This is a genomic window from Streptomyces sp. NPDC001599, from assembly GCF_042893535.1.
Taxonomy (GTDB): Bacteria; Actinomycetota; Actinomycetes; order Streptomycetales; family Streptomycetaceae; genus Streptomyces.
Window position 1 is genome coordinate 380884 of the sequence record NZ_JBIAVA010000006.1, and the last position, 25021, is coordinate 405904.

Consider the following 25021-nt stretch of genomic DNA (forward strand, 5'->3'; position numbering starts at 1 on the left):
CGTGAACGAGAACTCCGTGAGCGAGACCCCCGTGAGCGAGTCCTCCGTGAGCGGACGCGCCTGGCGCCGGGCCCTGGTGACGGGCGGAGCGGGGTTCGTGGGATCCCACCTGTGCGGCCGTCTGCTCGACGCGGGTACCGAGGTCGTCTGCCTCGACAACCTGGCCACCGGCTCCCGCGCCAACGTGGCCGACCTGGAGCGGCGGCGCGGATTCCGGTTCGTCCGCGGCGATGCCACCGACCCGGCCGCCCTGCGCGGCCTGCCCGGCCGGTTCGACCTGGTCCTGCACTTCGCCTGCCCCGCCTCACCCGTCGACTACCTCCGGCTGCCCCTTCAGACCCTCGACGTCGGCAGCACCGGCACCCGCAACGCCCTGGAACGGGCCCACGCCGACGGCGCCCGCTTCCTGCTCGCCTCCACCTCCGAGGTCTACGGCGACCCGCTGGAGCATCCGCAGCGCGAGACGTACTGGGGCAACGTCAACCCGATCGGCCCGCGCAGCGTCTACGACGAGTCCAAGCGCTTCGCCGAGGCCCTGGTCACCGCCCACCGCCAGGTGCACGGCACCGACGCCGCCATCGTCCGGATCTTCAACACGTACGGCCCCCGCATGCGCACCGGCGACGGCCGGGCGGTCCCGACCTTCATCGCACAGGCGCTGGACGGCATGCCGCTCACCGTCGCCGGCGACGGCGGCCAGACCCGCTCCCTGTGCTACGTCGACGACACCGTGGCGGGCGTCCTGGCCCTCGCCGGATCCGGGGAGAGCGGGCCGATCAACATCGGGGGCGACGACGAGATCACCATGCTGGAACTGGCCCGCCGGATCGTCGACCTCACCGGCTCCGGCTCCCGCATCCGCTTCGTCGAACGCCCCGTCGACGACCCCGGCCGACGCAAGCCGGACACCACGCTGGCCCGGGAACGGCTGGGCTGGCGGCCGGGCGTGAGCTGGAACGAGGGGCTGGAGCGGACCATCGGCTGGTTCGCACGCGCCGTCGCCGCCTGAACGCGGCCCCGGAGGCGGCCGATGCAGGCCCGGGGGGCGGCCGAACGCAGACCCAGGATGGTCACTTACAGCGACAATTCCGCTTATCTCCGCAAGTGACCTGTCTCCAAGTGTTTGAGGCAACCGCCCCGCGGCACCCGCGACGCCGAGAGAGGAGCCCGCCCCATGCGCATCCTTGGTATCAACGCCCTGTTCCACGACCCGGCCGCCGCGCTCGTCGTCGACGGCCGGACCGTTGCGGCCGCCGAGGAAGAGCGGTTCAGCCGACGCAAGCACGGCAAGCGCCCGGTGCCCTTCTCCGCGTGGGAGGTCCCGGAGCTGTCCGCGCGGTGGTGCCTGGAGCACGCCGGGGTGCGGCCGGGGGAGCTGGACGCCGTCGCCTACTCCTTCGACCCCAAACTCGCCCGGCCCGCCCGGGACATGGGACTGGACGACCCCTGGGACCCGCTGCGCCTCGAGTACGCCCGCCGGGCCCCCGAGTTCCTCGCCGACGCGCTGCCCGGGCTCGACCCCGACCGGGTCGTCTTCGTCCCGCACCACGTGGCGCACGCCGCCTCCGCGGGCCCGGCCTCGCCGCACCCGGACAACGACGTCCTCGTCCTCGACGGCCGCGGCGAGTCCGCCTCCCATCTGGCCGGCCGCTACCGCGACGGCAAGCTCGACGTCCTCGCCACCCAGGCGCTGCCGCACTCGCTCGGCCTCGTCTACGAGGAACTGACCGAGCACCTCGGCTTCCTGCGCAGCAGCGACGAATACAAGGTGATGGCCCTCGCCTCCTACGGCACTCCCCGCCACCTCGACCGGCTCCGCGAGCACATCCACGCCACCGGCGACGGCGGATTCCGCGCCCACGGCGTCGACTGGGCGGCCCTCGCCCCGCCGCGCGCCAAGGGCGAGGACTGGACGAAGGACCACGCCGACCTGGCCGCGAGCACCCAGGCCGTCCTGGAGGAACTCCTCCTCGAACTGGTCCACTGGCTGCACGGAGAGGCCGGGGGCCAGGCCCTGACCATGGCGGGCGGCGTCGCGCTGAACTGCGTCGCCAACTCGAAGATCGCCGCCCGCGGCCCGTACCGGCACGTGTGGGTGCAGCCCGCCGCCGGTGACGCCGGCACGGCGCTCGGCGGTGCGCTGCACGTCGCCGCCGCCCAGGAGGGGGCCGCCCCCGAGCCGATGCCCGGCGCCGACCTCGGGCGGGGCTGGCGCGACGAGGAGATCCGCGCCTGGCTGGAGACGGCCGCGATCCCCTACGAGGAGCCGGACGACATCGCCGAGACCGTCGCCGAGGAACTCGCCCGGGACGGCGTCGTCGCCTGGTTCCAGGGCCGCAGCGAGTTCGGGCCGCGCGCCCTCGGACACCGCTCCCTGATGGCCCACCCCGGACGGTCGGAGAACCTCGAACGCCTCAACCACGTCAAGGGCCGCGAGGAGTTCCGCCCCGTCGCGCCCATGGTGCTCGCCGACCGCGCCGCCGACATCTTCACCGGGCCCCTCCCCAGCCCGTACATGCTCTTCGTGCACGACGTCGACCCTGCCTGGCGCGACCGGATTCCGGCCGTCGTCCACGTCGACGGCACCGCCCGCATCCAGACCGTCGAGGAGCGCCGCGAGCCGCTCGTCGCGCGCATGCTGGCCGCCTTCGAACGGCGCACCGGACTGCCGGTCGTCGTCAACACCAGCCTCAACACCGCCGGGCGGCCCATGGTCGACGACCCGCGCGACGCACTGGAGTGCTTCGGCTCGGCGCCCGTCGACCTGCTGGCCATCGGCCCGTTCGCGGTGCGCCGGGGACGGGCGTTCACATGAGCACCGCCCCCGGAACCGGCGGCCCGTGCACCGGCTACGCCGTCGTCGTCCCCACCCTCGTGCGCGACACGCTGGCCGACTGCCTGGCCGCCCTGGTCGCCGCGCACGGTCCCGACCCCGACGAGATCGTCCTCGTCGACGACCGGCCGGAACCCGACGCCGACACCGGCGCGCTGGAGCATGCCCTGACGGTCCTCGGCGACCTGCGCGAACGCACGGTCGTGCTGCGCAGCGGGGGCCGCGGGCCCGCCGCCGCCCGCAACACCGGTGCCCGCGCGGTTACTTCACCCTGGACCGCCTTCCTCGACGACGACGTCCAGGTCGGCCCGCACTGGTGCGACCAGCTGATCCAGGACCTCGCCGAGGCGGCACCCGACACCGGCGCCGTGCAGGGCGTGATCGCCGTGCCGCTGCCGGGGGAGCGCCGCCCCACCGACTGGGAGCGCGGCACCGCCGGTCTCGCGCAGGCCCGGTGGATCACCGCCGACATGGCCTACCGCACCGACGTGCTCAAACAGGTCGGCGGATTCGACGAACGCTTCACCCGCGCCTTCCGCGAGGACGCCGACCTCGCGCTGCGCGTCCTCGACGCGGGCTGGCGCATCCGGCGCGGCCGCCGCACCACCCGCCACCCCGTACGCCCCGCCGCGCGCTGGGTCTCCCTGAAGCAGCAGCGCGGCAACGCCGACGACGCCCTGATGCGGCGGCTGCACGGCCCCGACTGGTGGGCCAAGGCGGTCGCCCCACGGGGCCGGATCCGCCGTCACGCGGCGATCACCGCCGCCGGTGCCGCCGCCCTCGCCCTCGCGGTGGCCGGACGGCCCCGTGCCGCCGCCCTCGCCGGGGCCGGCTGGGCCGCGGGCACCGCCGAGTTCGCCTGGGCCCGCATCGCGCCCGGACCGCGCACCCGGCACGAGATCACCACCATGCTGGTCACCAGCGTGCTCATCCCGCCCGCCGCGACCTGGCACCGGCTCGGCGGACTGTGGCGCCACCGCTCCGCCCCCGCATGGCGGGAGGTGGCCGCATGAGCGCCCCCGGCAACGCCGTGAAGGCCGTCCTCTTCGACCGCGACGGCACCCTCGTCCACGACGTCCCCTACAACGGCGATCCGGACCGGGTCCGCCCTGTCGACGGCGCCCGCGAGGCGGTGGCACTGCTGCGCGCCCACGGCATCCGCGTCGGCGTCGTCACCAACCAGTCCGGCGTGGCCCGCGGCCTGATCAGCGATGCCGACGTCCGGCGGGTCAACCGCCGCATCGACGAACTGACCGGCCCCTTCGACGTCTGAGCCGTCTGCCCGCACGGCCCCGACGACGGCTGCCACTGCCGCAAGCCGCAGCCCGGCCTGGTCCTGTGGGCGGCGGGCCGCGTCTGCGCAGCCCCCGCCGACTGCGTCGTCATCGGCGACATCGGCGCCGACACGGAGGCCGCCGAACGCGCCGGCGCCCACGGCATCCTCGTCCCCAACGACCGCACCCGCCCGGAGGAGACGGCCGCCGCGGCCCACGTCGCCCCGGACCTCCTCACCGCCGTACGGGCCCTCGTCGACGGCCCGCCCAGGGGGCGGGTCCTGGCGAACGAGCGGCCCATCGAGGCGGCGTACCGGCCGGGCCCGGCGAGTACCGGTCCGTGGACCGCCGCCCCCGCCGACGACGAGCAGTCCCCTCCCGTGGCGACCGCGTCCCCCACGTCTCCGGGGCGAGGCGTCTTCGCCCCCCGAAACGCCGCCCGCCGACCGGCCCCCGAGGGCCCGCCGAGCGAGGCCGACAGCGATCGCGACCACCCCTCCGCCGGGGCCGCCGACCGCGCCTCGATGCAGCCGGCCGTCCAGGACAGCAGCGACCACGGCGACGGCAGCGACCACGGCGACGGCAGGGGCCGCGGCGCCGCCGCGCCGGGCGGGAGCAGGCGGGGTGCGCACGTGAGCCGTCGTGGCGGCGGCGAGGCCAACGCCGCGGCGGCGGGCCGTGCCCCGAGGGCTCCGGCGGCCCCGGACACACGCGGGGGTGCGAGCCCCGCCGCCGAACGCGGCGGGACCGGGCCCGACGCGCACGAGCGCCGCCGCGGACCGGTCGTCGCCCCCGACCGGGGCCGGACAGCGGCCCCGGACCCGGTCCGTGCCCCCGGCCGGGGCGGGGACGCCCCCGCGGGGGCCCGGTCGCGCACCGCGCCCGCCACCGGGGCGGCCCGTACGCGCGGTGTCGGCGACAGGCACGGGAGGTCGTCATGAAGGCGCTCGTCACCCGGCTCGACAGCTTCGGCGACGTGCTGCTCGCCGGGCCCGCCGTGCGTGCCGTCGCCGCGCGGGCCGACCACGTGACCCTGCTGTGCGGGTCCCGCGGCGCGCCCGCCGCCCGGCTGCTGCCCGGCGTCGACGAGGTGATGGTGTGGGAGGCGCCGTGGGGCGGTTTCGAGCCGCCCGACGTCGGCCGCGAGGACATCGACGCGCTCGTCACCCGGATCGACGCCGACACCGCGCTGATCCTCACCTCCTTCCACCAGTCCCCGCTCCCCACCGCCCTGGTGCTGCGCCTCGCCGGCGTCCGGTACATCGCCGCCGACAGCGAGGACTACCCCGGCTCCCTCCTCGACCTGCGCCACCACCGCGCCCCGCACGCCCACGAGGCCGAGGCCGCGCTCCACCTCGCCGAAGCGGCCGGGTTCCCCGCGCCGGACGACGGACGGCTGCGCGTGCGCACACCGCCGCGCGCCGACGCCCTCACCGGGCCCGGCCCCTACGTCGTCCTGCACCCCGGCGCCAGCGTCCCCGCCCGCGCCTGGAGTCCCGAGCGTGCCGCCGAGGCCGTACGCGAACTCGCCGCCGCCGGACACCGCGTGCTGGTCACCGGCGGCCCCGGCGAGCGCGACCTCACCGCACACGTCGCGGGCCGGCACGGCACCGACCTCGGCGGCCGCACCGACGCCCCCGAACTGGCCGGCGTCCTCGCCGGCGCCGCCGCCGTCGTCACCGGCAACACCGCGCCGGCCCACCTCGCCGCCGCCGTCGGCACCCCCGTCGTCTCCCTGTTCGCCCCCGTCGTACCCGCCGAGCGCTGGCGTCCGTACGGCGTGCCCTACGTCCTGCTCGGCGACCAGGACGCGCCCTGCGCCGACAGCAGGGCCCGGGACTGCCCCGTCCCCGGGCACCCCTGCCTGAACACCGTGACGGCCACCGACGTGGCCGCCGCCGTCGAGAAGCTGATCTTCGTCGAGAAGCCGATGGGGGAGACATGAGGATCCTCATGTGGCACGTGCACGGGTCGTGGACCACGGCCTTCGTGCAGGGCCCGCACACCTACCTCGTCCCCGTCACCCCCGACCGCGGACCCGACGGCCTCGGCCGCGCCCGCACCTGGGACTGGCCCGACTCCGTCGTCGAGGTGCCGCCGGAGCGGCTGCGGGACGAGGACATCGACCTCGTGGTCCTCCAGCGCCCGCACGAACTCGACCTGGTCGACCGCTGGCTGGGCCGCCGCCCGCCGCTGGTCTACCTGGAGCACAACGCCCCCGACGGCGACGTGCCCCGCACCCGCCACCCGGCCGCGGACCTCCCGGGCGTCACCCTCGTCCACGTCACCCACTTCAACCGGCTGATGTGGGACGCGGGCGCCACCCCGACCACCGTCGTCGAGCACGGCGTCGTCGACCCCGGCCACCGCTGGACCGGCGAGCTGGAACGCGCCGCCGTCGTCGTCAACGAGCCGATCAGGCGCGGCCGCACGACCGGGACCGACCTGCTCCCCGCCTTCGCGCGGGCCGCCCCGCTCGACGTGTTCGGCATGCGCACCGAGGGACTCGCCGAGCACCTCGGCGTCGAGCCCGGCCGCTGCCGCACCCAGGACGTCCCGCAGAGCGAGCTGCACACCGAGCTGGCCCGCCGCCGCGTCTACGTCCACCCCGTCCGCTGGACCTCCCTCGGCCTGTCCCTGCTGGAGGCCATGCATCTGGGCATGCCCGTGGTCGCCCTCGCCACCACCGAGGTCACCGAGGCCGTGCCGCCCGGCGCCGGGGTGGTGTCCAACCGCATCGACGTACTGACCGACGCCGTACGCGACTTCCTCGCCGACCCGCCGCAGGCGCGGGCGGTCGGGGAGGCGGCCCGTGCGGCGGCCCTGGCCCACTACGGGCTGCCCCGCTTCCTGGACGACTGGGAGCGGCTGCTCAAGGAGGTGACCCGATGAGGATCGCCATGGTGTCCGAGCACGCGAGCCCGCTCGCCGCGCTCGGTGGCGTGGACGCAGGTGGACAGAACGTCTACGTGGCCCGTCTCGCGGAGGAGTTGGCGGGGCGTGGCCACGACGTCACGGTCTACACCCGCCGGGACGCCACCGGCCTGCCCGACCGGGTGCCGCTGCCCGGCGGCGCGGTCGTCGAGCACGTGCCGGCCGGGCCACCCGTGTCCGTCCCCAAGGACGAACTGTTCCCGCACATGCCCGCCTTCGGCGCCCACCTGGCCCGCGCCTGGGCCCGGGAGCGGCCCGACGTGGTGCACGCCCACTTCTGGATGTCCGGCATGGCCGCGCAGATCGGCGCGGGCCCGCACGGCATCCCGCTCGTCCAGACCTTCCACGCCCTCGGCACCGTCAAGCGCCGCCACCAGGGCATGCGGGACACCAGCCCCTACGAGCGCATCGGCATCGAACGGCAGCTCGGCCGGAGCTGCGAACGTGTCCTGGCCACCTGCACCGACGAGGTCGTCGAACTCGGCGACATGGGCGTCCCGCCCCGGCAGGTCTCCGTCGTGCCCTGCGGCGTGGACGCCGAGCACTTCCACCCCGCCGCCGACACCGGCCGCACCCCCGAACGACGCCTGCGGCACCGGCTGCTCGCCTGCGGACGACTCGTCCCCCGCAAGGGCTACGACCAGGCCGTCCGCGCCCTGGCCCGCATCCCCGACGCCGAACTCCTCGTCGCCGGAGGCCCGCCGGCCGGCGCCCTGGAGACCGAACCCGAGGCCCGGCGCCTGACCGGCATCGCCCGCCGCGCCGGCGTCGCCGACCGGGTCCGGCTGCTCGGCGCGGTCGACCCGGACGACATGCCCGCCCTGCTCCGCAGCTCCGACCTGGTGCTGTGCACCCCCGTGTACGAGCCGTTCGGCATCGTGCCGCTGGAGGCCATGGCGTGCGGCGTGCCCGTCCTCGCCACCGACGTCGGCGGCCACCGCGACTCGGTCGCCGACGGCGTCACCGGCCGCCTGGTCGCCCCGCAGGACCCCGAGGCCGTCGCGGAGGCCGCCCGTGAACTCCTCGCCGACGAACGGCTGCGCCGCCAGTACGGCAGGAACGGCCGCGAGCGCGTGCTGCGGCACTACACCTGGGCGCGCGTCGCCGACGGCGCGGAACAGGTGTACCGCCTGACCCGCTCCGAGCACGCGGTGACGACGGGGGTGGCGTCGTGACGCCGCATCCGCCCGGCGTCGGGCACTGCGACGAACTCCAGTACGCGCTGAGGGCCTTCCGGACCTCCGCGCACGTCACCCAGCGCTGGGGGGACCGGCTCGCGGCCGTACTGAGCGGCGGCGGCCGGCTGCTCGCCGCGGGCAACGGCGGCAGCGCCGCCCAGGCCCAGCACCTGACCGCCGAACTCGTCGGCCGCTACCGCGACGACCGCCCGCCGTTCTCCGCGATCGCCCTGCACGCCGACACCTCCTCCACCACCGCCATCGCCAACGACTACGGCGTCGACGAGGTGTTCGCCCGCCAGGTCCGCGCCCACGGCCGCGAGGGCGACGTCCTGATGCTGCTGTCCACCAGCGGCGCCAGCGCCAACCTGCTCTCCGCTGCCGACGCGGCCCGCTCGGCCGGGGTCCGGGTGTGGGCGCTCACCGGCTGCGCCCCCAACCCGCTCATGGCGGGCAGCGACGAGTCCCTGTGCGTCGAGGCGCCGTCGACGGCCACCGTGCAGGAGATCCACCTGGTCGCCGTCCACATGATCTGCGCGGCCTTCGACGCGGCCCTGGAGCGGGGCGTGCGCGGTACCCCGGCCGCGGGGAGCGCGGCGAGTAAGGGACGCGCGGCGAGTACGGGACGCGCGGGGCGCGCTGCGCAGCGGAAGCGGAGGTGACGGGGCACATGGCCGTCATGAGGGACAGGACCCCCCTGGTCGTCGTGGGCGACGCACTGCTCGACCGCGACCTGACCGGCACCGCCGACCGGCTCGCACCGGACGCGCCGGTACCGGTCGTCCAGGAGTGCGCCGAGCGCATCCGCCCGGGCGGCGCAGCCCTCGCCGCGTACCTCGCCGCCCGCGACGGCCGCGAGGTCACGCTGATCGCGGGTGTGGGCGAGGACCCGGCCGGTCTCGCCCTGCGCGAACTGCTCGCCCCCTGGCTGAAGCTGGTCCCGTTGCCGCTGACCGGCACGGTGCCGGAGAAGACCCGCGTCCTCGCCCAGGACCGCCCGGTGGTCCGCCTCGACCGCGGCGGCGGCCGGGTCCGCGAGGCGACGGACGAGGCCCGAGACGCGCTGCGTTCCGCCCGCGCCGTCCTGGTCTCGGACTACGGCCGCGGCGCGGCGGACGCCCTGCGCGACGTGCTCACCGCGCGCCCGCCGCTGGTCTGGGACCCGCACCCGCGCGGGGGCCCGCCGGTCCCCGGCACCCGCCTGGTGACGCCCGCCGAGAAGGAGGCCCACGGCTTCGCGCCGTCCGAGGGCCGCCCGGGCGGCGGCCTGCGCGCCGTCGCGCTCGACGCCGCCGCCCTGGTACGCGACTGGCGGGTGGCCGCCGTGACGGTGACCCTCGGCTCGCGCGGCGCGCTCCTGTCCTACGGCGAACACCCCCTGCTCGTCCCGGCGCCCGCCGCCCACCACGGCGACTCCTGCGGCGCGGGGGACCGGTTCGCGGCCACCGCGGCCGGGCTGCTCGCCGACGGCGCGCTGGTGGGTGAGGCCGTCGAGGGCGCGGTGGGCGCCGCCACGGCCTTCGTCGCCGCGGGCGGCGCGGCCGCCGTGCCGCCGGCCGGGTCCGACCGGGCGCTCGCCGCACTGCCCGACACCGACGACCCCGGCGCCCTGGCCGCCCGGATCCGCGCCGAACACGGCACGGTCGTCGCCGCCGGCGGCTGCTTCGACCTCCTGCACGCCGGACACGTCGGCCTCCTCCAGGCCGCCCGGCGGCTCGGCGACTGCCTCGTCGTCTGCGTCAACTCCGACGCCTCGGTCCGGCGCCGCAAGGGCGGCGGCCGCCCCGTCAACCCCCTCGCCGACCGCGTCCGCGTCCTGCGCGCCCTCGCCTGCGTCGACGCGGTCGCCGTCTTCGACGAGGACACCCCCGAACGCCTCCTCGGCGAACTGCGCCCCGACGTCTGGGTCAAGGGCGGCGACTACGCCGGCGCCGACCTCCCCGAGGCCGGGCTCCTGAAGGAGTGGGGCGGACAGGCGGTCCTCCTGCCCTACCTCGACGGCCGCTCCTCCACCGCCCTGCTGGCCCGCGCGGCGGAGGCCCCCCGATGAGCCCCGAGGCCCCGGCCCGCCCCCTCGTCGGCGCAGCGCCGGGCGCTCCACCGCCCGCGGCCCCCGTGAGCCGCCCGACCGCCCCGCCCACGCCGACGCACGCGCTCCGTCCGCCGGGACCGCGGCCCACCCGCCGTGGACCACGGCCCGCGCCGACCACCGCGCACGACGGTCCACCGGCCGGCCCGGCCCCGGGGAAACCGGTCGAGGCGGCGGCCGGCGGGAGCGCCGGCGCCGGGCGGCGCGGCGGGGACCGGGGCGCAGCCGGCCGGGGGCACGAGGTCCGCGCCGTCCGTGGCGGGACCCCGGCCCGGCCGGTGGACGGTCGTGACGTGTCCGCGGGCGGCCGGGAGGCCGGTACGGGTGCGCCGGTGCCGCAGTCCCGGCCGGGAGAGGGCGGATCCGGGATCCCCGGGTCGGCCGGTGGGCCGGTGACCGGGGATCCCGTCCACCCGCCGGTCGCCGGGGCGGTGCGGGGCGGACCGGACCCGGTCGGCGGCGAGGGCGGAGGCGCCCCCCGCGTGCTGGTGCTGCGTGCCCTCGGGCTCGGCGACCTGCTGGCCGGAGTACCCGCCCTGCGGGCCTTGCGGCGGGCGTACCCCGGGCACGAGCTGGTGCTGGCCGCCCCCGCCGAGCTGGCCCCCGTGGCCGCTGCCACCGGCGCCGTGGACCGGGTACTGCCCGCCGCCGCACCCGGGCGGGCCGTCCCGCGCACCCTCGACTGGACCGGGCCGCCCCCCGACGTCGCCGTCGACCTGCACGGCAACGGGCCGCCCAGTCACCGCCTCCTCGCCCGCCTGCGCCCGCGGAGGCTGCTGGCGTTCGCGCACCCCGGGACCCCCGAGGTGGACGGCCCGCCCTGGTACGCCGAGGAACACGAGCGCGAGAGGTGGTGCCGCCTGCTGCGCGCGTACGGCATCGACGCCGACCCCCGCGACCTGCGGCTGCCACGCCCCGACGCACCGTCCCCCGCCCCCGGCGCCGTCGTACTGCACCCCGGCGCGGGCGCCCCCGCCCGCTGCTGGCCCGTGGAACGGTACGCGGCCGTTGCCGAGGCGCTGCGCGCACGCGGGCGCCGGGTGGTGGTCACCGGGGGAGCGGACGAGGCGGACCTGGTGGCCCGGCTGGCCAAGCTCGCCGACCTGCCCGACACGGACGTGTTCGGCGGCGGCCTGCCCTACCACCGGCTCTCCGCCCTGGTCGCCGACGCCCGCGCCGTCGTCAGCGGCGACACCGGCATCGCCCACCTCGCCGTCGCCCACGCCACCCCCTCCGTCACCCTCTTCGGCCCGGTCCCGCCCAGCCGTTGGGGCCCGCCGTCCCACCCCCGCCACCGCGCCCTGTGGCATCCGGGCCCGGACGGCGACCCGCACGGCCGCCGCACCGACCCCGCGCTGCTGCGGATCACCCCCGACGCCGTACTCGAAGCCCTCGACGTACTCGAAGCCCTCGACGTACTCGACGCCCCGGAGACCGAGACCCAGGACGCCCCGGAAGAGGCACCATGAGCCACCCCGCGCACCACGGCCCGACGGTCACCCGCGAACGGACCCGCACCGACCCCACGAAACCCGCCCCCGTCGGCATCGTCATCGCCACCCGCGACCGCCGCGCGAGCCTCGCCGTCACCGTGCGGAACCTGCTCGCCCTGCCCGAACGGCCCGAGGTCCTCGTCGTCGACAACGCCTCCACCGACGACACCCGCGCCATGCTGGCCCGCGACTTCCCCCAGGTCCGCGTCCTCGCCCTGCCGGTCAACCGCGGCGCCCTCGCCCGCACCCACGGCGTGCGCGCCCTCGACACCCCGTACGTCGCGTTCAGCGACGACGACTCCTGGTGGGCGCCGGGCGCCCTCGGCGCCGCCGCCCGGCACTTCGACGGGCATCCCCGGCTCGGCCTGCTCTCCGCCCGCACCCTCGTCGGCCCCGGCGACGCCGCCGACCCCCTCAACGACCAGCTCGCCGACTCCCCGCTCGGCACGGCCACCGACCTCCCCGGAACCCAGGTGCTCGGCTTCCTCGGCTGCGCCGCCGTCGCCCGCCGCACCGCCTACCTCGACGCGGGCGGCTACCACCCGCTGCTCTTCTTCGGCGGCGAGGAGACCCTCCTCGCCTACGACCTGGCGGCCCGCGGCTGGGGCGTCACGCACTGCCCCGACGTCATCGCCCACCACCACCCGCACCCCCGCCCGCGCACCGGCCGCCCGGCCGTCGTACGGCGCAACGAACTCCTCACCGCCTGGCTGCGCCGCCCCCTGCCGCACGCGCTGGCCCGCACCCGGGCCCTCGCCGCCGACGCCCGCCGCGACCCGCACGCCCGGCACGCCCTGCGCGAGGCGCTCACCCGCCTGCCCGCCGCCCTGCGGGCCCGCAGGCCCCTGCCGCCGCACGTGGAACGGGCCGCACGCCTCCTCGACGGACCCGGCCGGCCCGACGGACCCGGTCGACCCGGCGGACCCGGCGGAGCGGCCTCATGACGGACGCCCGGACCACCGTCGTTGTCATCACCCACAACCGGTGCCCCGAACTCCTGCGCACCCTGGACCGGCTGGCCGAACTCCCCGAGCAGCCCGCGGTGATCGTCACCGACAACGGCTCCACCGACGGCACCGCCGCCGCCGTCGCCCGCCACCACCCCGGCGTACGGCTCCTGCGCCCCGGCCGCAACCTGGGCGCCGTCGGCCGCAACCTGGCGGTCCGGCAGATCGCCACCCCCTACGTCGCCTTCTGCGACGACGACTCCTGGTGGGCGCCCGGCTCCCTGTCCGGGGCCGCGGACCTGCTCGACCGGTACCCGGCGGTCGGCTCGGTCACCGCCCGCATCCTGGTCGAACCGGACGGCACCGAGGACCCCATCGTCGAGGAACTGCGCGACTCGCCCGTGCCCCGCCCCGGCTGGCTCCCGGGGCCGGCGCTCGGCTCCTTCCTGGCCGCCGCGACCGTCCTGCGCACCGACGCCTTCCGGACCGCGGGCGGCTTCCACCCCCGGCTGTGGCTGGGCGGCGAGGAGGAGCTGCTCGCCGCCGACCTCGCCGCGAACGGCTGGTGGCTGACGTACGCCGACCACCTGACGATCCATCACCATCCCTCCGGCGTACGGGACTCGACCGTGCGCCGGTCCCACGGCATCCGCAACACCCTGTGGTTCACCTGGCTGCGCCGCCCGGTCGGCCCGGCCCTGCGCCGCACCCTCCACCTGGCCCGCACCGTCCCCCGCGACACCGCGTCCCTGCGCGCCTTCGCCCAGGCGACGGCCGCCCTGCCGTGGGTGCTGCGCGAACGCCGGGTGCTGCCGCCGGAGGTCGAGGCGCGACTGCGCTCGCTGGAACCCGCCCAGCGCGACTCGACGGCCCGCAGCTACACCGGCTGACCCCGGGCCCGTCGCCGTGCCGGGCCCGACCGACCGCCCGGCGGCGCCGTCATCGCCCCGGCGCCGCTCCCGGCGTGTCCCGCAAGGCCGGCGTGTCCCGCAAGGCCGCCGGCAGGCCGTCCGCCGCGTCCGGCACCGGGTCCGCCGCCCGGAACCCCGCGGCGACCCGCGCCGCCGCCGCCCGCCCGTCGGCCAGGCACCAGTCCCACCAGCGCCCCAGCACCCCCTCCGCGGGCGCCCGCGCCAGCCGTTCGGCGGCCACCAGCGCGGGCCAGCCGCAGGCACGGGCCTGCGCCGTCACCTTGGCGCCGCCCTCGACCGGATCCACCGCCAGCACCGGCACACCGGCCCGCAGCGCGAGCACCAGACCGTGCAGCCGGTCGGTGACGACCAGGTCGAGGCGGGCCAGTACGGCCTCCAGCTGGGCCGGTGTGCCGCACAGCCGCCAGTCGTGCGCGTCCAGCCGGGTCTCCAGCTCCAGCCGGGCACAGTCCCGCCCGGCCAGCCAGCGGGTCAGCACGGCGGCGACCTCCTCGTGGCGTCGCCGCCCCCCGTACTCGTGCTGCCCGTGGGTGAGCACCACTCCGACGACGGGCACGGCCGGGAGCGCCGGAGCGCGGGCCGCGAGGTCCACGCCCGGACCGGTTCCGGCGGCGTCCCGGGCCAGGACCCGGTGGAAGCCGGTGACGGCAGGGGAGTGGGGATCGACCACGGAGACCCCGACCGCGATCCGCACACAGTGCGCGAACCGCCGGTGCAACTCCTCGACCTGGGGCCCGTGCACCGGCCCGCACACGAAGACCAGCCGGGAGTACGTCGCCGGGTCCACGTCCGCGAAGTGCGTGCCGCCGGCACGGAACCCGGGGCTCCACACGACGTCGTACGCGAGCCCCGCGTCCCCCAGCACCCGCTCCACCCGGGCCAGCGCCAGCACGTCCCCGGCCGTCGCCTCCCCGTGCAGGAAGCTGAACCAGCCGGTCACCAGAATTGCGTCACGTTCGTGCACAGTGCCCCCGGGTGCCCAGCCGACGGCCCGGCAACCAACGGCACGGCGACCACCCACACTGCGACCAACCACACGGCGACCACCCACACGGCGACCGCGTGCGCCGGGTCAGCGCCCGACCACCGGCCCGAAGGCGTCGCGCACGTCCCCGTTCGAGGGCGTGACGGCCATCCGCGACGGCAGCGAGCCGAAGTACCCGAGGGTGCCGGGGCAGCTCTCGCCGCCGATCTGCACCGTGCGGTCGGTCACGAGTTTCCCGGTCCGCAGCGCGTAGGCCTTCACCCGGACCGCCAGTCTGTTGAACCTGACACTGCCGATGCGGCCCTTCTGGTCCCGGTACTGGCACGTCTCGACGACGTCGCCCGCCTCCGTCTCGTCCGTGCACACCACCAGCGCGGCATCGGGCGTGTCGGCCCGCCACTCCTCCGGCAGCTTGTCCGTGTACTCGGTGTCGCCGACGAACACGGCACCGCTCCTGCCCTTGCGGTAGGCGGGGGCCGCCGAGTACTTCGCCGGTTCCCGGCAGTAGCCCGAGTCCATGCCGTCCGCCTCCTCGACCAGATTCCTGACCTGGACCAGTTCGATCGCCAGCTCCGCCTTCCTGATCCCCTCGCGGGCGTCGTCCGCACGGCCGTCCCCCGGATGCTCGTCGAGCAGCCGCTGGTAGGTGTCCCGGGCGTCGGCCCACTCCTCGTCGGTCATGAGGGCGTCACCGCACTGGGCGAGCGCCCCCGGCGTTATCCGGGCCGCGGTGGCCGAGGCGGGGCCGGTCAGGTCCTTCGGACCGGTCTTCCGGTCCCGCAGCCAGTCCGCGATGCGTACGTTCCGGCAGCCGTCGTCGGTGGGCAGCCGCCCGAGGTAGCGGTCCAGGGTCACCTCGACCATCCGTTCGTTGCCGGGCTCGCCGAGCACCGCACCGAGCCGCTCGAAGGCGGACTCCAGCATGTCCAGGTCGCCGGTCAGCCCGCCGCTCAGATAGCCCGCCGCCGTGTCCAGGCGCTCGCACGCCTCCACCACCGTCTCGCCCCGGGCGGCCACCGGCGCGGCGACGAGCCGGTGCCGGAACCCCATCCCCTCCTGGGCGTCCACCGCCGCCCGGCAACTCCCGTCCGCGCGGGCGTCGGTGATCCGGTCCTCGATCCCGTACGCGTCGAACCGCACCCACCCGGCGGCCGCGAGCACCGCAACGGCCAGGGCGAGCGCGAGCACCCGCTGTCCGCGCCGCGGCCCCGCCGCCGGATGCCGCCGCGCCAGCCACTAGCTGTGTCCGACGACCGCCGCCCACCACAGCACTACGAGCAGCTCGCACCACGTCTCGGCGGTCCGGTACGTCAGCCACAGCAGCGACGCCGTGACCACCGCGGCGGCCCAGAACAGCGCCCGCCGCCGCAGGATCAGGTAACCCGCCCCGAGCAGCGAGGCGTTGCCGACGGCCACCGCGAGCGGATCGGGCGCAGGCGGCTCCCGGGGCGCCACCCGCGCGTAGTCCGACGGGGGGTCGCAGATCGGTTCGGTCATCCCGCGAACCCCTCGTCGCTCTCCCCGCTGCGGGCCCGCACGTACGCCTCCGCGGCCGGCAGGTACAGCAGCACCACGCCCGGGACGGCGAGCAGCGCGGCCAACAGCAGCGTGGTGCCGCCGTACAGCGGATCGTCCAGGGCGAACGGCGCCGCGACGACGAGGATCGCCGCGGTCAGAGCGCTCACCGCGGTCCGGGCGGTGCGCCGGCCGCGGCCCGCGCGGATCGCGAACCAGAAGCAGACCGCCAGCAGCAGGAGCACCAGGGTCGCCGCGCCCTGCGGGCCGGTCGCCGTCGTCGCCGCGACCAGCGTCCCCAGCATCACCAGCACCACCGCCAGCGTCACGGTCCACGGCCGGCGGGTCGCCGTCTCGGCGGTCATCGGATCACTTCCTTCATGTGCCTTCTTCGGACGGGAAAACGGGTGCGGGGTGGCGCGGCCGTGCCGGACCCGGCGGTCGTGCCACCCCGCACTCCCCCGGTCACCGATTCCACCGCGGAACACCGTTGTTCAGCAGCCCGCACCCGGCACTGAACAATGCGGCGGGCCGCGCGGAGCGAACCGGAGCCGTGCGGACCCGGCGTGAAGACACGGTGAACTCCCCGTGCGCCACCCCCCGACGAGCAGCCCGGCGCTTGCCGCCCCCTGCCGCGCCTCCCTACCGTGGGCGCCCGGACGGGGACCGAGAGCGACGGCGGGGCGGGGCACACGTGGGCGGAAACGGAGTGGGACGCCGGGAGCGACGGCTGGACCCCGCGGCCGGACCGGTCGAGCGGTTCGCCGCCGAACTCCGCGCCCTGCGCGACGCGGTGGGGCGACCGACGTACCGGACGATGGCCGACAAGGTCCCGTTCTCGGTGACCGCCCTGTCACAGGCGGCCGCCGGACGGCAACTGCCCACCCTCGCGGTCACCCTCGCCTACGTCGACGTCTGCGGCGGCGACCCGGGGGAGTGGGAGCGGCGCTGGCGGGCGGCGAGCGCGGAGGCCGCCGCACTCGCGGGCGCCGACGACGAGACCCGCCCGCCCTACCGGGGCCTGACCCGCTACGAACCGGACGACGCCGCCCTGTTCTTCGGCCGCGACCGACTGGTGGACCGGCTGGCCGGACTGACCCGCGAGCACCGCTTCACCGCCGTCTTCGGACCCTCGGGCAGCGGCAAGTCCTCCCTGCTGCGGGCCGGTCTGATCCCCCGGCTGCGCGCCCGGGGAACCGGCGCCGGGGCCCCTACGGCCGTCCGCATCCTCACCCCCGGCGCGACGCCGCTGACCACCCACGCGGACCGGCTCGGCCCGGTGCCGGACACGGATGCCGACACCTGGCTGATCGTCGACCAGTTCGAGGAGCTGTACACCCTCTGCGCCGACCCGGCCGAGCGGAACGCCTTCGTCGACCGGCTCCTGACCGCCACCGGCCCCGGCAGCCGGCTGCGCGTGGTGGTCGCCGTACGCGCCGACTTCCTCGGACGCTGCGCCGAACACCCCGGCCTCACCGCCGCGTTGCAGGACGCGACCCTGCTGGCCGGTCCGATGAGCCGGGAGGAGCTGCGGGAGGCCGTCGTCCGGCCCGCCGCCGCGTCCTCCCTGGTCGTCGAACGCGCCCTGACCACCCGGCTGCTCGACGAGGTCGAGGACGCGCCGGGCGGACTGCCGCTGATGTCGCACGCGCTGCTGGAGACCTGGCGGCACCGCACCGGCCGCACCCTGACCGTGACCGGCTACGAGGCGGCCGGAGGACTGCGCGGCGCCGTCGTCCGCACCGCCGAGGAGGTGTACGGCGAACTCACCGCTCCCCAGGCCGAGCTGGCGCGCCGGATCCTGCTGCGGCTGGTCGCCCCGGGCGACGGCACCCCCGACACCCGGCGCCCCGCCGAGCACGCGGAACTCGACCTCGGCGACCGGGACGGCACCCGCGCCGTGCTGGACCGGCTGGTCGCGGCCCGGCTGCTCACCTTCGACGACGGCACCGTCGAACTCGCCCACGAGGCGCTCATCACCGCGTGGCCGAGGCTGCGCGGCTGGATCGACGCCGAACGCGACCGGCTCCGCGTCCACCGCGCCCTCTCCGAGGCCGCCCGCACCTGGCTGACCCTCGGCCGGGAGAACGCCGCGCTCTACGCCGGTTCACGGCTGGCCGCCGCCCGCGAGGCCTTCGCGCGGGACGAGCGGAGCGGGGAACCGGTGCCGGGGGAACTGACTCCGGTGGAGCGCGAGTTCCTGGCCGCGTCGATCCAGCGGCGGCGGCGCGCGGTGTGGCTCAGGCGCGGGCTGTCGGCCGTCCTCGCGCTGCTGGTCCTGATCGCCTCCGCCACCGCCGTCGTCGCGCTCAGGGCGCGGGCCACCGCCCAGGCGGAGCGGGACGACGCCGTCTTCGGCCGGATCACGGCGGAGGCGGACCGGCTGCGCGAGACCAACGCCGCGCTCTCCGCCCGGCTGGACGTCGCCGCGCTCGGCATGCGCACCACCCCCGAACTGCGCACCGCGCTCACCACGGACACGGGCCGGGTGCTGTCCACCCGGCTGCCCGGACACGACGACATCGGCAGCGCGGTCGCCTTCTCCCCGGACGGCCGCACCCTCGCCAGCGGCGGTCACGACGGCACCGTACGGCTGTGGGACACGGCCGGATCCGGCCGGCAGCTCGGTGAGCCGCTGCGGATCGCCGGCTCTCCCGTCGGCGCCGTGGCGTACGCGCCGGACGGCACCGTGCTGGTGGCGGCCGGGCACGGCGGCGGCATCCGGCTGTGGGACACCACCGACCGCGCCCGGCCCCGGCCCCTGGGCGCTCCCCTCGTCAGCCACGCGGGCGAGTCCGTCACCTCCGTCGCCTTCGCCCCCGACGGCCGCACCCTGGCCACCGTCGGCGACGACGGCACCCTGCGTCTGTGGGACCTCACCGACCCGGCCCGGCCCGCACCGATCGGCGCACCGGCCCACGCCGACGCCCGCAGTGTCCGGGACGTCGCCTTCGCCCCGGACGGCCGCACCCTGGCCACCGCCGGGCACGCCGGGACCGTACGGCTGTGGCGCACGGACGGCGCCGACGGACCGGTCCCGCTCGGCGAGCCACGGCACGCGCACGACGCGGCGGTCTGGTCGGTGGCCTTCTCCCCGGACGGCGACACCCTCGCCACCGCCGGCTACGACGACACGGTGCGCCTGTGGGGGGTGTCGGCCGACGGCGGCCTGCGCCCGCTGGGCGAACCGCTGACCGCGCACACCGCCGCCGTCTGGTCGGTGGAGTTCAGCCCGGACGGACACACCCTGGCCAGCGCCGCGCAGGACGACACCGTCATCCTGTGGAACGTGGCCAACCCCGCCTACCCGCACCGGATCGGCGAACCGCTGACGGGGCACACCGAGGGCCTGTGGGACCTGGCCTACGGCCCGGACGGCCGCACCCTCGCCACCACCGGCGCCGACCACAGCGTCCGCGTGTGGCACCTGCCGGACACCGTCCTGACCGACTTCACCAACCCGCTCACCGCCGTGGCCTACGACCCCACGGGCCGGCTGCTCGCCGCCGCCAGCACGGACGACGCCCTGGTCCGGCTCTGGGACGTTCGCCGACCGGGCGCCCCGCGCCCGCTGCCGCGCCCCCTCACCGGCCACGAGGCTCCCGTCCTGACCGCGGCGTTCGCGCCGGGCGGCCGTACCGTCGCGTCCGGCGCCGAGGACGGCACGCTACGGCTGTGGGACGTCTCCGACCCGGCCCGGCCGGTCCCCGCGGCCACCGTCCCGGGCGCCCACCCCGGCGGTGTCCTCACCGTCGCCTTCGCCCCGGACGGCCGCACCCTCGCCAGCGGCGGCGTCGACGAGCGGGTCCGCCTGTGGGACGTCTCCGACCCCGACGACGTGCGCCCCGTCGGCACGCCCCTGACCGGCCACAGCGACTGGGTCGGCTCCGTGGCCTTCGCCCCGGACGGGCACACCCTCGCCACCGGCAGCCAGGACAAGACGGCCCGGCTGTGGGACGTGCGCGACCGCGACCGGCCCCGGCCCGTCGGCGAACCCCTGACCGCCCACGGCGACTGGGTCAACGCGGTCGCCTTCGCCCCGAAGGGGCACGTCCTCGCCACCGGCGGACGGGACCGCACGGTACGGCTCTGGGACGTGACCGACCCCGGCCGGGCCCGCCCGCTGGGCGGCGAGCTGACCGGGCACCGCGGTGGTGTCACCTCGGTCTCCTTCGCCCCGGACGGCCGCACCCTCGCCAGCGGCGGCGAGGACCACGCGGTCCGCCTGTGGAACGTGGCCGACCCCGCCCACGCCGAGGCCTACGGCGACGCGCTCACCGGCCACCTGGACACCGTCACGTCGGTCGCCTTCGCGCCCGGCGGCTCCACGCTGGCCTCGGTGGGCAACGACCTGACGGCCAGGATCTGGACCCTGGACACGGACCGGGCGCTGCGCCAGGTCTGCGACCGCACCGGCGGCGACCTCACCCCCGACCGCTGGGCCGAACTCCTGCCCCGGCTGCCCTACCGGCCCACCTGCTGACCCGGCCGGCCGCTCACACGGCGCTGGTCACGGTCACCGTCACCTGGGCGCCGGGCGCCGCCCCGGACAGCGCCGCGGTCACCGCCTCGCGCACCGCGCGGGCGACGGTCAGGGCCCGGTGGCCGCGCCGGATCACGATCTGGACGTCCACCTCCCACGGCCCCGACCGCGAGGCCCGGCTCACCCGTACGCCCGCGGGTGCGCGCCCGGCGGCGCCCGGCGGTCCGGCCGGGGCGGCGGGGCGGAACAGGTCGACCAGGCCCGGCCGCAGGAAGGCGACGCCGGTTACGTCGGCGGCGACCCGCGCGACGGTGCCGGCGAGTGCGTCCCGCTCGGTGGCGGCAGCGGTCACGGCTGGTTCCCTTCGTCCGTACCGACCGCGCCCGGGCCCGTCCCCGCCGGGTCCGCCCCGGCCGGGTCCGCCCCCGCCGGGTCCGTCACGTCGGTGATGTGCACGTCCACATGGTCCACCGGCAGCCCCAGGGCGTCGTCCGCCGCCCCGCGCACCCGCCGCCGTACCTCCTCCGCGAGGTCGCGCAGCCGCGGCGTGAGCGGTACGACGACCTCCAGCCGCACCCGGACGGGGCCCCGCGAGGGCGAGCCGCCCGACTCGGCGGGCCGGATCCGGCACGAGCCGGCCCGCACCCCCGGCACGGTCTCGGCGGCGGCCCGCAACGCCTTGGCGGCCATCGCCTCCCGCACCCACAGATCCTCCTCCCGCTCCCCGAGCGGCAGCGGCCGGCCGGGCCGCAGCTCCAGCCGTACGACGTCCATGACCCGTTCGGTCAGCGCCCCCGCGTCCCACTCCGGCTCCCGGCCGCCGCCGCTCGCCCCGCGCACCGCCGCGCCGAGCAGGTCCAGCTGCCGCACGGCCGCCGAGCAGTGCGCACAGACCCGCAGGTGCGGATCGTCCGCACCGCCCTCCCCGGCCTCCCACACCTCGGACAGCAGCCGTCCGCAGGCCAGCCGTTCGTCCTCGGCGTGCTCGTCCGCGCCGCTGTTCATCGCCATGCGGTCATCGCCTCCGTCAGGCAGCGTCGTGCACGGAACACCCGGCCGCGGGCAGCCTCCGGGCTGATCCCGACCGTCTCCGCGATCGTCTCGTACGACTGGCCCTCCAGCTCTCTGAGCACCCAGCAGACCCGCTGCTCCGGGGAGAGCTCGGACAGCGACCGGCCCAGCGCCACCGCGGCGGCGTGCGACTCGGCGGCCCGGGCGGGGGAGACGGAGTGGTCCGGCGCCGCCGGTTCGGGCACGCTGTCGAGATCGGCCACCGGGCGCCGGGAACGCAGCATGTTCAGGCACCGGTTGACGACGATGCGGTGCATCCAGGTGGCGAAGGCGGACTGCCCCCGGAACTCGGGGAGCCTGCGCCACGCGCTGACGAAAGCGTCCTGCACCGCGTCCTCCGCCTCCGAAGGACTGCCCAGCATGCTCGCCGCGAGCCGCAGCAGCCCGGGCGCGTGCCGCCGCACGAGCGCCTCGAAGGCGTCCTCGTCGCCCTCGGCGGCCCGCACCGCGAGCAGTCCGTCGTCCCCGGGCACACGCGCTCCTTCCCACTCCACCGTTCCCGTCCTTGGACACACCGACTGCCCCCGGCGTTACGCGAGAACACGGAGAAAAGAAATTCCCGGAACCGCGTAACGCCGGACGGTCCCGCGGGTCCAACGCCCAGAAGCAGAGAACGACCACGGTCGACGGAGGACACCATGACGACGGCAGCGCAGACGGCCACCATCGAGAGCAAGTCCGAGAAGAACGGGCGGACCGCGCAGGGCGGTGCGACGACCGTGAGCGGCGGCTCCACCGGCGCCACCGAACCGGCCGCGACCCGGGGCCGCACGTCCATCGCCGACGTCGTGGTCGTCAAGATCGCGGGCATGGCGGCACGCGAGATCCCCGGCGTGTACGACATGGGCGGCGGCCTGTCCCGCACCATCGGCGCGGTCCGCGACCGGGTGCCCGGTGGCCGGCCGAACGTCGGCCGCGGCGTCAAGGTCGAGGTCGGCGAGCGGCAGACCGCGATCGACCTGGACCTCGTCGTCGAGTACGGCGTGCCGATCGCCGACCTCGCCCGGGACGTACGGGAGAACGTCGTCGACGCGGTCGAGCGGATCTCCGGCCTGGAGGTCGTCGAGGTCAACATCACGGTCAACGACGTGCACCTGCCGGACGACGAGGACCCGGAGCGCCCGGCGGAGGCGCGCGTGGAGTGACGGACGGATCCCGGGCAGGTTTCGAGGCGGAGGCGAGTGATGAGCAGAGCGGTGACCGGCATGCTGGCGGGGATGGCGCTGGCCTTCGCCGGGTGGTTCGGCGGCTTCGGCGCGTTCCTGCTGGTGGCCGCGCTGGGTGCGGTCGGCGCGGTGCTGGGGCGGCTGGTGGACAGCGGCACGGACTGGCGTGAGTTCCTGGCGCCCGGCGCCCCCCGGGCCCCGGGGGGGGGCCCCCCCCCCCCCCCCCCCCCCCCCCGCCCCGCCCCGGCCGCCGGGGTGCCCGCCGGTACGGCACCGGACGCGGGCGGCCGCGCACGTACGGCACCGGGTGCGGCCGCCGAGGGGCCCACCGGCAGGGCACCGGCCGTCGGGAAAGCCGTCCGTACGGCGCCCGCCGAGCGGGGCCGGACCGTCGTCGCCGACCGGGCCGTGCGCCGCATCGCGGAACGGGCCGCCGCCGAGACCGACCTCGGCGGACGCCGCGCCCGGGTGACCCACGGCACCGCGACGGTGCGCGGACCCCGCGCCGAGGTCTCGGTCGACGTGCGGCTCCCGTACCCGGCGGTGCTCGGAGAGGCCGGGGAACGGGTGCGGAGCCGGACGGCGGAGCGGGTGGCCGAGCTGAGCGGCCTCACGGTGCGGGCGGCGACCGTCCGCGTCCAGTCCCTGTCCGCGGACCGGGCGGCCCCGCCGCCGTCCCCGGCCCACGAGGGCGGCACGCGAGCTGCCCGGGCCCGGCGCCCCTGGTCGGCACGCCGGGTGCCCGCCGCGCTGGTGGCCCTGGTGGTGGCGGCGGCGTGCGCGGCCCTCCTGTACGACGTCCTGTCGGTGCACCTCGCCGACCGGCGCCCCGCGGGCCCGCGCAGCGGTGCGGTGGACTGGCTGGCGACGCACGGCCCGGGGGACACCGGCGTCGTCGCGGGCGGCGCCGTCGCCGCCGTCCTGGGCGCCTGGCTGCTGTGCCTCGCCCTCACCCCGGGCCTGCGCGGCGTGCTCCCGATGTCACCGGTGCCTGGGCAGCCCGCTCAACGGGCCGTACTGGACCGCGCCGCGGCGGCGGAACTGGTGCGGGACGCCGCGTCGGCCGTCCCCGGCGTGACCCACGTCCGGGTGCGCTGCGGCCGGCGCCGGGTACGCGTGCGGGGCCGCCTGTCCTTCGGCGACCGCCCGGCGACCCGGACCGCGCTGCGCACCACCACCGCGGCCACCCTCACCACCCTGGGACTCTCCCGCCGCCTCGGGTCACGCGTCACCCTCCGCCCGGCCTCGCACTGGCGCCCACCCGGTACGGAGCCCGCGGCCGGGCCGCCCGTGCCCGCGCCCACAGCGGCGCACCGGCCGGCACCCGCCGACCGCCCATCGTCGGCGCAGGACCCCGGGGCCGGAGAGACGGCGCCGGGACCCGGAGCGGAGGGGAGCGACTCGTGAACACGTCGCGCAACGCGGTCAACCGCACGCTGCTCGCGCTGACCGGGGCGGCCCTGCTGGCCGGCGGCGGACTGCTGGCGCTCACCTCGGACGCGGTCGCCGGGCGACTGCCCGGACGACTGCCCGCCCCGGCGGCGGGGACGGTGCTGCTGGACCGGGACGGCCTCGCCGGTCTGCGCGGACACGGCTGGTGGACGCCGGCCGTCGTCGCGGGCACGGCCTGCGCGCTGCTGCTGTGCCTCGCCTGGTTCCTCGCCCAGTTCCGCGGCGGTGGACGCCGGCTGCCGCTGGCCGGACCGCCCCTCACGCTGCGTTCCCGCGCGCTGGCCGACGCCGTCGCCCGGCGCGCGGAGGCGACCGAGGGCGTCGACCGCGCCCAGGTGCACCTGCCCGCCGGGAAGAAGCGCTCCCGGGCCCGGGTGCGGGTGTTGCTGGAACCCGGCGCCGCGCCGGGAGCGGTCCTGGAGGGGCTTGCCCGCGGTCCGCTCGACGAGGCCCGTGCCTGCCTTGCGCCGCACCCGCTGAGCACCCGCGTCCGCATGGGCGTACGACCCACGCGCGAGCGGCGTGCCCGCTGACCGCGCCTGCCGAGCCGCGCCCGGTCCGGAGCGTTCCGGGGCCCGGGTGCGGGTGTTGCTGGAACCCGGCGCCGCGCCGGGAGCGGTCCTGGAGGGGCTTGCCCGCGGTCCGCTCGACGAGGCCCGTGCCTGCCTT

The 25021-nt window shown here is 77.2% G+C and carries 23 protein-coding genes and 1 pseudogene; 17 read left to right on the plus strand and 7 right to left on the minus strand.

All coding sequences use genetic code 11. The features are described 5' to 3' along the window. The first annotated feature begins 1 nt into the window (after position 1). From ACFYZ3_RS18700 to ACFYZ3_RS18760, 13 genes and pseudogenes are all read left to right on the plus strand, one after another. Positions 2-1009, plus strand: coding sequence for an NAD-dependent epimerase/dehydratase family protein (locus ACFYZ3_RS18700; RefSeq protein ID WP_388518659.1), 1008 nt, complete (start codon positions 2-4; stop codon positions 1007-1009). 165 nt (positions 1010-1174) lie between these two features. Next, the gene (locus ACFYZ3_RS18705) at positions 1175-2815 is read left to right on the plus strand and encodes a carbamoyltransferase (RefSeq protein WP_388518662.1); all 1641 of its coding nucleotides are present in this window, start codon (positions 1175-1177) and stop codon (positions 2813-2815) included. After that, a complete protein-coding gene (locus ACFYZ3_RS18710; protein ID WP_388518665.1) occupies positions 2812-3846 on the plus strand; it encodes a glycosyltransferase family 2 protein in 1035 nt (344 codons plus the stop codon). Before ACFYZ3_RS18705 ends, ACFYZ3_RS18710 begins: the two co-directional genes overlap by 4 nt. Continuing rightward, positions 3843-4406: pseudogene (locus ACFYZ3_RS18715) on the plus strand (D-glycero-alpha-D-manno-heptose-1,7-bisphosphate 7-phosphatase); the annotation flags it as partial. The gene ACFYZ3_RS18710 and the pseudogene ACFYZ3_RS18715, both read left to right, overlap by 4 nt. An 81-nt stretch (positions 4407-4487) precedes the next feature. Further along, a complete protein-coding gene (locus ACFYZ3_RS18720; protein WP_388518761.1) occupies positions 4488-5048 on the plus strand; it encodes a hypothetical protein in 561 nt (186 codons plus the stop codon). Further along, the gene (locus ACFYZ3_RS18725; protein ID WP_388518668.1) at positions 5045-6052 is read left to right on the plus strand and encodes a glycosyltransferase family 9 protein; all 1008 of its coding nucleotides are present in this window, start codon (positions 5045-5047) and stop codon (positions 6050-6052) included. The genes ACFYZ3_RS18720 and ACFYZ3_RS18725 overlap by 4 nt, the downstream gene beginning before the upstream one ends. Then, positions 6049-6999, plus strand: a complete 951-nt coding sequence (locus tag ACFYZ3_RS18730) for a glycosyltransferase (RefSeq protein WP_388518670.1) — start codon at positions 6049-6051, stop codon at positions 6997-6999. The genes ACFYZ3_RS18725 and ACFYZ3_RS18730 overlap by 4 nt, the downstream gene beginning before the upstream one ends. Next, a complete protein-coding gene (locus tag ACFYZ3_RS18735) occupies positions 6996-8216 on the plus strand; it encodes a glycosyltransferase family 4 protein (RefSeq protein ID WP_388518673.1) in 1221 nt (406 codons plus the stop codon). Before ACFYZ3_RS18730 ends, ACFYZ3_RS18735 begins: the two co-directional genes overlap by 4 nt. After that, complete coding sequence (locus ACFYZ3_RS18740) at positions 8213-8881, plus strand: SIS domain-containing protein (protein ID WP_388518676.1); 669 nt, start codon at positions 8213-8215, stop codon at positions 8879-8881. Before ACFYZ3_RS18735 ends, ACFYZ3_RS18740 begins: the two co-directional genes overlap by 4 nt. A gap of 17 nt (positions 8882-8898) precedes the next feature. Further along, positions 8899-10269, plus strand: a complete 1371-nt coding sequence (gene rfaE2 / locus ACFYZ3_RS18745) for a D-glycero-beta-D-manno-heptose 1-phosphate adenylyltransferase (RefSeq protein ID WP_388518679.1) — start codon at positions 8899-8901, stop codon at positions 10267-10269. Positions 10270-10739: 470 nt separating this feature from the next. Beyond that, positions 10740-11777 (plus strand): glycosyltransferase family 9 protein, encoded by a 1038-nt coding sequence (locus ACFYZ3_RS18750; RefSeq protein ID WP_388518758.1) that lies wholly within the window; start codon positions 10740-10742, stop codon positions 11775-11777. Next, positions 11774-12745: a glycosyltransferase family 2 protein gene (locus ACFYZ3_RS18755; RefSeq protein ID WP_388518682.1), complete on the plus strand. Its 972-nt coding sequence runs from the start codon at positions 11774-11776 to the stop codon at positions 12743-12745. Before ACFYZ3_RS18750 ends, ACFYZ3_RS18755 begins: the two co-directional genes overlap by 4 nt. Continuing rightward, positions 12742-13638 (plus strand): glycosyltransferase family 2 protein, encoded by an 897-nt coding sequence (locus ACFYZ3_RS18760; protein WP_388518684.1) that lies wholly within the window; start codon positions 12742-12744, stop codon positions 13636-13638. The genes ACFYZ3_RS18755 and ACFYZ3_RS18760 overlap by 4 nt, the downstream gene beginning before the upstream one ends. Positions 13639-13687: 49 nt before the next feature. On the opposite strand, the gene ACFYZ3_RS18765 is transcribed toward ACFYZ3_RS18760, so the two are convergent. The 4 genes from ACFYZ3_RS18765 to ACFYZ3_RS18780 all read right to left on the minus strand — a co-directional run bounded on the left by ACFYZ3_RS18765 (position 13688) and on the right by ACFYZ3_RS18780 (position 16545). Then, entirely contained in the window at positions 13688-14620 is a 933-nt protein-coding gene (locus ACFYZ3_RS18765) for a polysaccharide pyruvyl transferase family protein (RefSeq protein ID WP_388518687.1), read from the minus strand. Positions 14621-14752: 132 nt separating this feature from the next. Next, positions 14753-15853: a hypothetical protein gene (locus tag ACFYZ3_RS18770; RefSeq protein WP_388518689.1), complete on the minus strand. Its 1101-nt coding sequence runs from the start codon at positions 15851-15853 to the stop codon at positions 14753-14755. 48 nt (positions 15854-15901) lie between these two features. Beyond that, on the minus strand, positions 15902-16162 hold the full coding sequence (locus ACFYZ3_RS18775; protein WP_388518692.1) for a hypothetical protein: 261 nt from the start codon (positions 16160-16162) through the stop codon (positions 15902-15904). Next, complete coding sequence (locus tag ACFYZ3_RS18780; protein ID WP_388518694.1) at positions 16159-16545, minus strand: hypothetical protein; 387 nt, start codon at positions 16543-16545, stop codon at positions 16159-16161. Before ACFYZ3_RS18780 ends, ACFYZ3_RS18775 begins: the two co-directional genes overlap by 4 nt. Positions 16546-16889: 344 nt before the next feature. On the opposite strand from ACFYZ3_RS18780, the gene ACFYZ3_RS18785 reads away from it, so the two are divergent. After that, complete coding sequence (locus ACFYZ3_RS18785) at positions 16890-20663, plus strand: WD40 repeat domain-containing protein (protein WP_388518697.1); 3774 nt, start codon at positions 16890-16892, stop codon at positions 20661-20663. A 13-nt stretch (positions 20664-20676) separates the two neighbouring features. Here the strand turns inward: ACFYZ3_RS18785 and ACFYZ3_RS18790 are convergent, their stop codons facing one another. Genes ACFYZ3_RS18790 through ACFYZ3_RS18800 form a run of 3 tightly spaced genes read right to left on the minus strand, consistent with a single transcriptional unit; the run spans position 20677 to position 22207 of the window. Then, the gene (locus ACFYZ3_RS18790) at positions 20677-21015 is read right to left on the minus strand and encodes an Asp23/Gls24 family envelope stress response protein (RefSeq protein ID WP_388518700.1); all 339 of its coding nucleotides are present in this window, start codon (positions 21013-21015) and stop codon (positions 20677-20679) included. Then, a complete protein-coding gene (locus tag ACFYZ3_RS18795) occupies positions 21012-21674 on the minus strand; it encodes an Asp23/Gls24 family envelope stress response protein (protein ID WP_388518703.1) in 663 nt (220 codons plus the stop codon). Before ACFYZ3_RS18795 ends, ACFYZ3_RS18790 begins: the two co-directional genes overlap by 4 nt. Beyond that, complete coding sequence (locus ACFYZ3_RS18800) at positions 21665-22207, minus strand: RNA polymerase sigma factor (RefSeq protein ID WP_361006276.1); 543 nt, start codon at positions 22205-22207, stop codon at positions 21665-21667. The genes ACFYZ3_RS18795 and ACFYZ3_RS18800 overlap by 10 nt, the downstream gene beginning before the upstream one ends. A gap of 165 nt (positions 22208-22372) precedes the next feature. On the opposite strand from ACFYZ3_RS18800, the gene ACFYZ3_RS18805 reads away from it, so the two are divergent. The 3 genes from ACFYZ3_RS18805 to ACFYZ3_RS18815 are packed head-to-tail and all read left to right on the plus strand — an operon-like array spanning position 22373 to position 24885. Continuing rightward, positions 22373-22879, plus strand: a complete 507-nt coding sequence (locus tag ACFYZ3_RS18805) for an Asp23/Gls24 family envelope stress response protein (protein ID WP_388518707.1) — start codon at positions 22373-22375, stop codon at positions 22877-22879. Positions 22880-22918: 39 nt separating this feature from the next. Continuing rightward, the gene (locus ACFYZ3_RS18810) at positions 22919-24307 is read left to right on the plus strand and encodes a DUF6286 domain-containing Asp23/Gls24 family envelope stress response protein (protein ID WP_388518710.1); all 1389 of its coding nucleotides are present in this window, start codon (positions 22919-22921) and stop codon (positions 24305-24307) included. Beyond that, positions 24304-24885 carry a hypothetical protein gene (locus tag ACFYZ3_RS18815; RefSeq protein WP_388518713.1) on the plus strand — a complete coding sequence of 194 codons (582 nt, stop codon included), beginning with the start codon at positions 24304-24306 and terminating at the stop codon, positions 24883-24885. The genes ACFYZ3_RS18810 and ACFYZ3_RS18815 overlap by 4 nt, the downstream gene beginning before the upstream one ends. Positions 24886-25021 lie beyond the last annotated feature (136 nt).

Bases quoted from the DNA above. Each gene is read 5' to 3' on its own strand.
- ACFYZ3_RS18710 (WP_388518665.1), top strand. From the start codon at position 2,812: ATGAGCACCGCCCCCGGAACCGGCGGCCCGTGCACCGGCTACGCCGTC.
- ACFYZ3_RS18705 (WP_388518662.1), top strand. From the start codon at position 1,175: ATGCGCATCCTTGGTATCAACGCCCTGTTCCACGACCCGGCCGCCGCG.
- ACFYZ3_RS18730 (WP_388518670.1), top strand. From the start codon at position 6,049: ATGAGGATCCTCATGTGGCACGTGCACGGGTCGTGGACCACGGCCTTC.
- ACFYZ3_RS18775 (WP_388518692.1), bottom strand. From the start codon at position 16,162: ATGACCGAACCGATCTGCGACCCCCCGTCGGACTACGCGCGGGTGGCG.
- ACFYZ3_RS18805 (WP_388518707.1), top strand. From the start codon at position 22,373: ATGACGACGGCAGCGCAGACGGCCACCATCGAGAGCAAGTCCGAGAAG.
- ACFYZ3_RS18725 (WP_388518668.1), top strand. From the start codon at position 5,045: ATGAAGGCGCTCGTCACCCGGCTCGACAGCTTCGGCGACGTGCTGCTC.
- ACFYZ3_RS18780 (WP_388518694.1), bottom strand. From the start codon at position 16,545: ATGACCGCCGAGACGGCGACCCGCCGGCCGTGGACCGTGACGCTGGCG.
- ACFYZ3_RS18735 (WP_388518673.1), top strand. From the start codon at position 6,996: ATGAGGATCGCCATGGTGTCCGAGCACGCGAGCCCGCTCGCCGCGCTC.
- ACFYZ3_RS18795 (WP_388518703.1), bottom strand. From the start codon at position 21,674: ATGGCGATGAACAGCGGCGCGGACGAGCACGCCGAGGACGAACGGCTG.
- ACFYZ3_RS18760 (WP_388518684.1), top strand. From the start codon at position 12,742: ATGACGGACGCCCGGACCACCGTCGTTGTCATCACCCACAACCGGTGC.
- ACFYZ3_RS18755 (WP_388518682.1), top strand. From the start codon at position 11,774: ATGAGCCACCCCGCGCACCACGGCCCGACGGTCACCCGCGAACGGACC.
- ACFYZ3_RS18810 (WP_388518710.1), top strand. From the start codon at position 22,919: ATGAGCAGAGCGGTGACCGGCATGCTGGCGGGGATGGCGCTGGCCTTC.
- rfaE2 (WP_388518679.1), top strand. From the start codon at position 8,899: ATGAGGGACAGGACCCCCCTGGTCGTCGTGGGCGACGCACTGCTCGAC.